Source organism: Caloranaerobacter azorensis DSM 13643 (assembly GCF_900129995.1).
Taxonomy (GTDB): domain Bacteria; phylum Bacillota; class Clostridia; order Tissierellales; family Thermohalobacteraceae; genus Caloranaerobacter; species Caloranaerobacter azorensis.
The window spans coordinates 17,738-27,800 of record NZ_FQXO01000029.1 but is presented as its reverse complement, the minus strand read 5'-3'; the positions used below and the strand labels follow the sequence as shown (position 1 = coordinate 27,800).

Below are 10,063 nucleotides of genomic sequence, written 5' to 3'. Positions count from 1 at the left end.
AAATGACAACCTATGCAGTGATGTATAGCTGAACCTTGAGAAGTCAGCAGAGGTCATAGTACCTATCAAAACCTAGGATAGATAGGGAAGGACCGAACATTAGGGAGGTAAGTAGCATTGAAAGATTCGAGAGGTATGCAAAGACCACAGAAAACTTCATATGAAGGCTCTCCGACTGAAGTAGGACTGGAAGTCCAAGATAGGAAGGAAGCGTGTAGTATACCTTCGGCATCATCAATAGCGAAAGCCAGAGTTCAAGTTTGAACTTAACCTAATGAACCGCCGTATACCGAACGGTACGTACGGTGGTGTGAGAGGTCGGTAGATGAATTAATCATCTACCTCCTACTCGATTTAAAAATAAAAAATATTAAAAAAATTTAATATTTTTTAACAAAAAAAGAGGGATTTTTGTAACTCTGTAGAAATTACACAAAAAGTTCTCATTTTTAGGCTTACTTAAGGGGGTATCATTTTGTATAATGAAATAGATATAAAATATATTAAAGGGGCTTTTTGGGGAGTTTTAAATTCGAGCATATTAAATTTTAGAAAAAACTATTTGAAAAATCTTGTTTTAAATATTATTGAAAATGATGGGTGTTTTATATACATATATAATTTTATTAGTCAATTGCATACAGAAAAAGAGGAATTAGAAAAATGGGGGCTAGTAATAGATGAGTTGATAAAAAAAGGGCAGCTTATATTTATTTCTGCTCAGAAAAAATATCTTAAGGAAGGAGTACTCCAAGTAGAAAATATAGTAAAATTTTATGAAAAATTAATTAATAATTGTTATAAAAAAGGATATAAAAAAGTAATAATATATGGAATCATAGATGATTTTTATAATGATAAAATGGATTTAGATATAATATATGAATATCATAAGAAAATTAAGAAATTTGCTAAAGAAAAGGAAATTATGATTATAAAAGAATATTTAATTGATAATTTTACGGAAGAATATTTCTATCGTTTAGTTCCTCTTCATGACGTTTTTATTATAATAAATAACGATAGTGTAAATGTGTTTCAGATAGATAATCCCAATGAGATAGAGCTTTTTTATAAGTATTTAAGGATTTTATACTTAGATAAGGTCGAATTATATAAAGAAAATAAAAAACTTGAATTATTAAATGAACTTATTTTAGATATTTCATATAAACATAATAGTAGGCATCTATTGGAATCGGCATTAGAAAAAATCTGTAAAGTGGTAAATGCTGACTTTGGGTTAATTTTCACATATTTAGATACCGATTTTAATTTGGAGTCTATAATAAAGTATAATTTGCCCTATGAGATTGACAAATATATTGCTAATCAAACTTTAGATGAAAATAGATTTCGAGAAGAATTTAAACAGGGAATAAAAATATATGATGACAGTCAATTAGAAAATAGATTAATAAATCAACTTGGTATAAAGTCATTAGTTAAAGTGCCTATAGGTAAAGATGAGAACAATCCTATTGCATTTCTTATACTGGCCTCATATAACAGTAAACAGCATTTCTATCATCATATGTCATTTCTAAAAGCAATCGGCAACACAATATTGGCCTTGTTGGATAAGCAGAAACAAATTGAGAAACATCAGGCAGATTTGTTGAGAGCTGAAAAATTCAAGACATTAGGGGAACTTGCTGGAGGGATAGCACATGATTTCAATAATATATTGACTACTATTATAGGCTTATCCCAATTACTTTTATATCAGGTGCAAGATGAAAAAATAAAGAAAAATCTTGAAATAATATACAATTCGGCTCTTGATGGAAAGGCGATAGTTAATAGAATACAAAAAATTACTAGGAAAAGAGTAAGTTCTAATAAGAAGGCGATACTTCTTAATAGTATTGTAGAGACTTCTATAGATATGGCGAGACCTAAATGGAAAAACATTTATGATGTAAAAGGGAGAGAATTTACTTTAGTGAAAGAGTTGAATTCAAACAGTTATATATATTGTGATGTTTATGAGATAAGGGAGGTTATTCTAAATATAATATTGAATGCCATAGATGCTATGGAAGATGGAGGCAAATTAACGATAAGAACTTATGATAAAGGGAATAAAGCTTATGTTTGTATTGAAGATACGGGGTGCGGGATACCAGATGAATTTAAGGATAAGATTTTTGAACCGTTTTTTAGTACAAAAGAATCTAGAGGAACGGGTTTGGGATTAAGTATAGCTAAAAATATAATATCAAGTTATAATGGTAGTATAGAGGTAGAGAGTAAAGTTGGAGTGGGAACAAAGTTTATTATTTCATTTAATAGGTATCAGAAAGGAGGGGAATATACTGCCGAAGATAACATTTTACCAAAATTTAATGGGTTGAATGTGTTAATTGTAGATGATAAGGCCCATGTAGCTTATTCTTTGAAGAAGATGTTTAGGATAATAGGTATAGAATCAGATATCGAAACTAATAGCAATAATGTTTTAAAGAGATTGTCTAAGAAAAAATATGATATAATAGTTTGTGATTTAGCTATGCCAAAGATGAATGGTATTAGGCTTTCTAGGCAAATAAAAAGTATTAGAAAGGATTTAAAAATTATTTTAATGACAGGATGGCCAAATGATTTAGATGAACAAGATTTAAGTGAAATAGAATACATAATGCATAAACCTTGTACGATTAAAGAAGTTATCAAAGCTATAAAAAGCGTAATTGATAAAGAAAAAAAGTTGGGGGGAAGAGAAAATGTTGTTAATTAAAAATGGTAGGATTTTAACTATGACTGGAGAAATAATCGAAAATGGAAGTATTTTGATTGAAAATGGAAAGATTAAGGAAGTAGGTAAAGACATAGTTGTACCATTAGATGTTGAAATAATTGATGCTAATGGAAGATTAGTAACTCCGGGATTAATTGATGCACACTGCCATCTAGGAATATGGGAAGATGGTATAGGTTTTGAAGGGGACGATGGCAATGAATGGGTTGATCCAATAACTCCACATTTGAGAGCTATCGATGGCATAAACCCTATGGATAGGACATTTAAAGAGGCATATGAAGGTGGCGTTACATGTGTAGCAACAGGTCCAGGTAGTGCTAATGTAGTTGGCGGTCAATTTGTAGCCATAAAGACATATGGAAATAGAGTAGATGACATGATTGTAAAAGAACCTTTAGCTATGAAAGTAGCTTTTGGAGAAAATCCTAAAAGAGTTTATCATAGCCAAAAGAAATCTCCAATTACGAGAATGGCAACTGCAGCGAAACTTAGAGAAACACTTTTTAAAGCTAAAGAGTATGTTGAGAAATTAGAAAAAGCTAAAGAAGATGAATCAAAAATGCCTGAATTTGATATGAAAATGGAAGCTATGGCAAAAGTAATTAGAAAAGAAATCCCGCTTAAAGCTCATGTTCATAGAGCAGATGATATACTAACTGCTATAAGGATAGCTAAAGAGTTTGATGTAGATATAACATTAGATCACTGTACTGAAGGTCATTTGATTGTAGAACATCTAGTAAAAGAAGGTAAACCTGCTATAGTTGGACCGAGCTTAACTGATAGAAGTAAATTTGAGCTCAAAAACTTAACTTTTGAAACACCTGGGATATTGCAAAAAGCAGGAGTTAAAGTTGCAATAATGACAGATTCACCGGTAATACCGCTTCAATATTTACCTCTTTGTGCTGGACTTGCTGTTAAATCAGGTATGGACGAAATGGAGGCATTTAAGGCTATAACTATCAATGCTGCCGAGATATTGGGAATAGATGATAGAGTCGGAAGTATTGAAGTAGGAAAAGATGCCGATATCGTTATATTTGACGGTCATCCATTAAGAGATATTGACTGCAAAGTATATGCAACGATAATTGATGGGAAGGTGATTTATAAAAATAAAATTTAAAATTGAAAATGTAAAATTAGATGTAAGATATTTGGTATTGGTTATTCGATGTTATTTTTTGCCAGTCGAATAGCGAAAAGCCGTATTTTACTTCTTGACAAAAATAGATAATAATGTGATAATAAAGGTGAAAATTAAATATATTTTTTTCTAGTCTTCAGGGCAGGGTGAAATTCCCGACCGGCGGTATAGCCCGCGAGCTGCATTGCAGTTGATCTGGTGAAATTCCAGGGCCGACAGTTAAAGTCTGGATGGGAGAAGATTAGTATGTTCTTATGTACTTAAACTCCTGAAGATTGTCTTCAGGAGTTTCTAATTTTCTAATCCTCTCCCAAAAAATAAAAATATAAATGGAGGGGTATTATGTTAGCAATAAGAGAAAGACTTAACACCAGAATGCTTACAAAAATTTCTGTATTATCAGTACTTTCATTTCTTATCATGTATATTGAAGTACCTTTATGGTTTACACCAGAGTTTTTAAAGATTGATTTAAGTGATATACCTGCTTTAATAGGAGCTTTTGCACTAGGGCCTATGGCCGGAGTTATGATTGAATTTGTAAAAAATATACTTCACCTTGTGATTAAAGGAACTTCGACTATGGGTGTTGGAGAATTGGCTAATTTTCTAGTGGGAAGTGCATTAGTTTATACTGCAGGATATATTTATTTTAAAAACAAGACATTTAAAGGTGCAATTTTAGGTATGGTTATAGGGACTGTAATGATGACTCTTATAGCTTCTTTATCTAATTATTATTTCTTAATACCATTTTATGCAAAATTGTTTGGTGCTCCGGTAGATGCTTTTGTTGAAATGGGAGCTAAGGTTAATAAATTTGTTGCTGATTACAAAACTTTTATTCTATTTGCAATAGTTCCTTTCAATTTATTAAAGGGAGTAATAGTATCATTAGCCACAATTCTATTGTATAAGAGAATATCACCAATCCTACACAGATAGTTCAAAATCGAGGGCATAGCCCTCTATTTTTTGTATTGAAAAGGTAGATTTTATTGAAATCCATGACGGAAATTATATTTGAATTTATTCTTGAAATTGTGGAAAATAATTTCCTATGGATTATAATAAAATCTTTGATTAAAATTGAATAAAAATTTTACAAGGTAGATTTTATTGAAATCCATGACGGAAATTATATTTGAATTTATTCTTGAAATTGTGGAAAATAATTTCCTATGGATTATAATAAAATATATAGCGGTAAAGAAAAATAAAAAGGAGAGAAAATAGGTGCTATCTAAAAGATTAAGTAATATTACTCCGTCATTTACAATTGGTATAAGTAGTAAAATAAAAAAACTTAAAGAAAAAGAATTAAATATAATTAATTTAAGCATTGGAGAACCAGATTTTTTTACTCCAGACAGAGCTAAAGAGGAAGCGATTAAAGCTATACACAATAATAAAACGAAATATGATTTGGCTTCAGGATTAAATGAGCTTAAAAAAGTCATTCAAAACAAACTATTAAGCGAAAATGAAATTTATTATGAAGTTGATGAGATAGTGGTATCTAATGGAGCTAAACATTCTATAACCAATTCATTATTAGCTTTGTTAGATGAAGGAGACGAGGTAATTATACCTAAACCATATTGGGTAAGTTATCCTGAAATGGTTAAATTGGTAGGTGGAAAGCCTATATTCGTAGATACAGATAAATCTAATAATTTTAAGGTTACGGTTGGAGAATTGAAGAAAATTGTGAATACAAAAACAAAGGCGATAATAATTTCTAATCCGTCAAATCCAGTTGGAATCATATATAGAGAAAAAGAGTTAATTCCAATAGTTGAGTTTTGTTTAGAGAATAATATATATATAATTTCAGATGAAATATATGAGAAGATATGCTATATTGACGATTATAAGAGCACTGCTGCTATCTCTGATGAGGCTAAAGATATAACGATAACTATAAATGGACTTTCCAAATCGGCTTCTATGACTGGATGGAGGGTAGGATATTCAGCTTCTAATAGAGAAATAGCCGATGCCATTTCTACTATACAGGGACATTTAATTTCTCATCCTTCAACGATATCACAATGGGCGGCGTTTGGAGCATTATCCTATTGTGAAGAAGAAATGAAGGCGATGGTTAAAATTTATAAAGGCCGCAGAGATAAGGCAGTTTCAATATTAAAAGAAATAGAACCATTATCATTTATTTATCCTGAAGGAGCTTTTTACTTATTTATTGATATTTCTCAATTGAAGCAGAATATGGACTATAATGGGAGTTTTTCGGTTTATTTCGCAGACAGATTACTTGAAGAAAGCAAAGTAGCAGTTGTACCCGGTATAGCCTTTGGAATGGATGATTATATAAGGATTTCTTATGCATGTAGTACAGATGAATTAATAGAAGGATTAAATAGAATTGCAGAATTTGTGCATAAGATAAAAAATGAATGATAGGAAGGATGAAATTATGGTTAAAATAAAAACAAATAGTCCTGAAGAAACTTATTCTTTTGGATATAGATTAGGAAAACTTTTAAAGAGTGGTGATATTTTATGCTTAAATGGTGATTTGGGGGCAGGAAAAACAACATTAACACAGTCAATAGCCAGAGGACTTGGTGTTGAAGATTATGTTACTAGCCCTACTTTTACGTTGATTAATGAATACGAAGGAAGATATCCAGTATATCATTTTGATGTATATAGAATAGATGACATAGATGAGATGTACAATTTAGGATTTGAAGAATACATATATTCGGAAGGGGTTACTATTATCGAATGGGCTAGTATAATAGAAGATATACTTCCTTTAGAAAGATTAGATATTACTATAAAAAGAGGAAAAGAAATTGATGATAGAGAAATAATAATAGAGGCTAAAGGAAATAGGTATGAAGAAATTGTTAAGGAGTTGATTAAATAGTGAAAGTATTAGCGGTAGATACATCTAGTATTGTTGCAACTTGTGCTATACTTGATGAAGATAGATTGATTAGTGAGTACATATTAAATAATAAAAGGACTCATTCTCAAAAAATAATGCCTATAATTAAGGAAATTTTAGAAAGTAGCGAATTAAAACCAGAGGATATAGATGTTTTTGCAGTATCAATTGGCCCGGGTTCATTTACGGGTTTAAGAATAGGGGTAGCGACTATAAAGAGTTTGGCACATGCTCTTGGGAAAAAGGTTATTGGCATACCGACATTAGACGCTTTAGCATTTAATTTACCATATTCTGAAGGAATTATCGTACCAATGATGGATGCTAGAAGAGACAGAGTATTTACTGGAATTTATAAATGGGAAAATGGCAGTCTTTGTGTTATACAAAAACCAGATGCGGTAGAATTAGATGAGCTTATGAATATTTTAAAGGAAAGAGATGAAAGCATTATTGTTAATGGCGATGGCACGTTGGTTTATAGGCAGAAAATAATTGAAGCGTTGGGAGATAGAGTATTTTTTGCACCGAAATCTGCAAATATGGCGAGAGCATCATCGGTTGCAGAATTAGCATTATCAAGGGCAAAAGAAGGAAAATTCGAAAACTTTTTCGATTTAGTTCCCGATTATTTAAGAAAGTCCCAAGCACAGAGAGAATATGAAGAGAAAATTAAATGTTGTGGTGAGAAAAATGAGTAAAATTGTAATAAAAGAGATGACGGAAAAAGATATTGATGAAGTCATCGATATAGAGAGAAAATCATTTAAAACTCCATGGTCAAGGGAGGCTTTTGTAAAGGAAGTCAATGAGAATAGGCTTGCCAAGTATGTTGTAGCTTCTATTCATGATAAAGTAATAGGATATGGCGGAATTTGGCTTATTATTGATGAAGGCCACATAACAAATATAGCCGTTCATCCTGATTTTAGAGGATTGGGAGTAGGGAATTTATTAGTTGAAGCTCTTATTGATATTTGTAGAGAAAGAGGAATAAGTAGGATTACTTTAGAGGTTAGGAAATCGAATGATATAGCTAAGTCTCTATATAAAAAATATGGATTTAAGCAGTGTGGTGTAAGACCGGGATATTATTCTGATACAAAAGAAGATGCAATAATAATGTGGAAAGAGATGTGAGTTTTATCACATCTTAAATTTTTATTATATGATACATTTTAAATTAATATTTTGGCAGGAAATTGAATAATTTTGTAGAAATAAGATAAGTCAATATTAAAAAAGTCAAAATTGATAGACATATTAAAAGAACAGGAGGTTTTTATATGGCAAAGGGGAAAAAAGCTTTAGCAATTTCTCTATTAGTGATCTTAGGAATAGTAATAATAGGAGTGGGGGCATACAAAGCAGCTAAAAAGGAAAATAAAAGGGGAATATTTGTAAAAACAGTTGAAGTATCCAAAGAGGACATATCTTCGATAATAATTTCAGATGGTACTGTAAAATCTAAAGTGAATAGAAATGTAGTAACAACACTTCCATATAAAATAAAAGAAATATTAGTTAAAGAAGGGGATAAAGTATCTAAAGGTCAAGTACTGGCGAAGTTAGACACAGAAGATATTGAATTTAACATAAGGGCTGCAGAGATAAATTTGGAAATAGAAAAGCAGAATTTAAAGAACATGCTTGAAGGTAAAGATACTTTTCAACTTGAGAAAAACTTGGAAAATGCAAAATTAAATTATGAAAATGCTCAAAAAAAATATCAGAATTCTGTTAAGCTGTATGAAGCTGGAGCGATAAGTAAATCGCAATTAGAAGCTGATAGTTCGGCATTAGCTACGGCTAAAATTAATTTTGAGTTAGCTCAAAAACAGTTAGAAGATGCAAAAAAAGCTAAAGATGTAGAAGGTCAGAAAAAGAGAATCGAATTGCAGGAATTGAACCTAAAAAAACAAAAAGAAGAGATTAGTAAATCTATAATAAAAAGTCCAATAGACGGGGTTATTGTTTATTCAGGAGCTAAACTTGGGGTACCGGCTAATACAGCGTCACCTCTATTTATTATCGATGATACAAGTAAATTAGAGATAGAGGTAAATATTAGTGAATACGATATAAACGATATAAAATTAGGGCAGGAAGTTAAGATAACAGGTGAGGCATTCAAAAATCGAGAATATAAAGGTAAAGTTTCATATATATCACCTGTAGCAACTGAAATGAATACAGGGAGAGGCATTGAAACAAATGTAAAAATAAAGATTGATATATTAAATCCTGATGAAAAAATAAAACCTGGATTTTCAGCAGATGTTTCTATCAATACTGCAAATAAGAAAGATGCATTAGTAGTTCCGTATGAGGCTTTATATCACAAAAAAGATGGAAGTATAGTTGTATTTAAAGTAGAAGAAGGGAAAGCTGTAGAAATTCCAATTTTAATGGGTGTTGAAGGAGACTTAAAAGCAGAAATAATTTCTAAAGATTTAAAAGAAGGAGATCAAATAATACTAAATCCTACTGAAAAAATAAAAGATGGAATGGAAGTTAGTATATTGAAAGGTGATAAGAAATGATTAAACTAGAGGGATTAACTAAAGTATATAAAATGGGAAATGTTTCTGTTACTGCATTGAAAGATATCAATCTTAATATTGAAAAAGAAGAATTTGTAGCTATTATGGGACCATCAGGTTCTGGAAAATCTACTTTAATGAATATACTGGGGTGTCTGGATAAACCGACAAAAGGGAAATATATATTAGATGGGGTAAGTATTCAGGGATTGAATGACGATGAATTAGCTATGATAAGGAACAGAAAAATAGGTTTTGTATTCCAAGCATTTAATTTACTATCAAGAACAACTGCATTAAAAAATGTTGAACTTCCAATGATGTATGCAGGAGTTTCGGCTAAAGAAAGAAGAAAGAGAGCTATAGAATTATTAGAAAAAGTTGGACTCGGAGATAGAATAAACCATAAACCTAATGAAATGTCTGGAGGTCAAAGACAGAGGGTTGCTATAGCTAGAGCTTTGGTTAACAATCCAGCAATAATATTGGCTGATGAGCCGACAGGTAATTTAGATACAAAGTCTGGGGAAGAAATTATGGATATTTTTGAAAACCTCAACAAAGAAGGAGTAACAATAGTTATTGTAACTCATGAACCAGATATAGCTCAGAAGGCTAAAAGAGTTGTTACATTTAGAGATGGAGTGATTATAGAAGATAGACAGATTAAATAAGTATTCATAATA

The 10,063-nt window shown here is 31.0% G+C and carries 10 protein-coding genes and 1 riboswitch; all 10 genes read left to right on the top strand.

Annotated elements, in window-relative coordinates; translation table 11 throughout:
* The first annotated feature begins 117 nt into the window (after positions 1-117).
* Complete coding sequence (locus BUB51_RS13070; protein WP_159430368.1) at positions 118-264, top strand: hypothetical protein; 147 nt, start codon at positions 118-120, stop codon at positions 262-264.
* Between the two features lie 211 nt (positions 265-475).
* On the top strand, positions 476-2,740 hold the full coding sequence (locus BUB51_RS06325) for an ATP-binding protein (RefSeq protein ID WP_073196354.1): 2,265 nt from the start codon (positions 476-478) through the stop codon (positions 2,738-2,740).
* Positions 2,727-3,893, top strand: coding sequence for an amidohydrolase (locus BUB51_RS06320; RefSeq protein ID WP_073196353.1), 1,167 nt, complete (start codon positions 2,727-2,729; stop codon positions 3,891-3,893). The genes BUB51_RS06325 and BUB51_RS06320 overlap by 14 nt, the downstream gene beginning before the upstream one ends.
* Positions 3,894-4,042: 149 nt before the next feature.
* Positions 4,043-4,160: riboswitch (FMN riboswitch) on the top strand.
* A gap of 96 nt (positions 4,161-4,256) precedes the next feature.
* A complete protein-coding gene (locus BUB51_RS06315; protein WP_035161734.1) occupies positions 4,257-4,859 on the top strand; it encodes an ECF transporter S component in 603 nt (200 codons plus the stop codon).
* 291 nt (positions 4,860-5,150) lie between these two features.
* Positions 5,151-6,338 carry a pyridoxal phosphate-dependent aminotransferase gene (locus tag BUB51_RS06310; RefSeq protein WP_073196352.1) on the top strand — a complete coding sequence of 396 codons (1,188 nt, stop codon included), beginning with the start codon at positions 5,151-5,153 and terminating at the stop codon, positions 6,336-6,338.
* Positions 6,339-6,354: 16 nt separating this feature from the next.
* On the top strand, positions 6,355-6,813 hold the full coding sequence (gene tsaE, locus BUB51_RS06305; RefSeq protein WP_200791899.1) for a tRNA (adenosine(37)-N6)-threonylcarbamoyltransferase complex ATPase subunit type 1 TsaE: 459 nt from the start codon (positions 6,355-6,357) through the stop codon (positions 6,811-6,813).
* Positions 6,813-7,535: a tRNA (adenosine(37)-N6)-threonylcarbamoyltransferase complex dimerization subunit type 1 TsaB gene (tsaB, locus tag BUB51_RS06300; protein ID WP_073196350.1), complete on the top strand. Its 723-nt coding sequence runs from the start codon at positions 6,813-6,815 to the stop codon at positions 7,533-7,535. Before tsaE ends, tsaB begins: the two co-directional genes overlap by 1 nt.
* Positions 7,528-7,974 carry a ribosomal protein S18-alanine N-acetyltransferase gene (rimI, locus tag BUB51_RS06295; protein WP_073196348.1) on the top strand — a complete coding sequence of 149 codons (447 nt, stop codon included), beginning with the start codon at positions 7,528-7,530 and terminating at the stop codon, positions 7,972-7,974. The genes tsaB and rimI overlap by 8 nt, the downstream gene beginning before the upstream one ends.
* 146 nt (positions 7,975-8,120) lie before the next feature.
* Positions 8,121-9,377 (top strand): efflux RND transporter periplasmic adaptor subunit, encoded by a 1,257-nt coding sequence (locus BUB51_RS06290; protein ID WP_073196346.1) that lies wholly within the window; start codon positions 8,121-8,123, stop codon positions 9,375-9,377.
* A complete protein-coding gene (locus BUB51_RS06285) occupies positions 9,374-10,051 on the top strand; it encodes an ABC transporter ATP-binding protein (protein ID WP_035161743.1) in 678 nt (225 codons plus the stop codon). Before BUB51_RS06290 ends, BUB51_RS06285 begins: the two co-directional genes overlap by 4 nt.
* Positions 10,052-10,063 lie beyond the last annotated feature (12 nt).

Coding starts and splice junctions, on each gene's coding strand:
- BUB51_RS06315 (WP_035161734.1), top strand. CDS start 4,257: ATGTTAGCAATAAGAGAAAGACTTAACACCAGAATGCTTACAAAAATT.
- BUB51_RS06320 (WP_073196353.1), top strand. CDS start 2,727: ATGTTGTTAATTAAAAATGGTAGGATTTTAACTATGACTGGAGAAATA.
- rimI (WP_073196348.1), top strand. CDS start 7,528: ATGAGTAAAATTGTAATAAAAGAGATGACGGAAAAAGATATTGATGAA.
- BUB51_RS06285 (WP_035161743.1), top strand. CDS start 9,374: ATGATTAAACTAGAGGGATTAACTAAAGTATATAAAATGGGAAATGTT.
- BUB51_RS06290 (WP_073196346.1), top strand. CDS start 8,121: ATGGCAAAGGGGAAAAAAGCTTTAGCAATTTCTCTATTAGTGATCTTA.
- tsaE (WP_200791899.1), top strand. CDS start 6,355: ATGGTTAAAATAAAAACAAATAGTCCTGAAGAAACTTATTCTTTTGGA.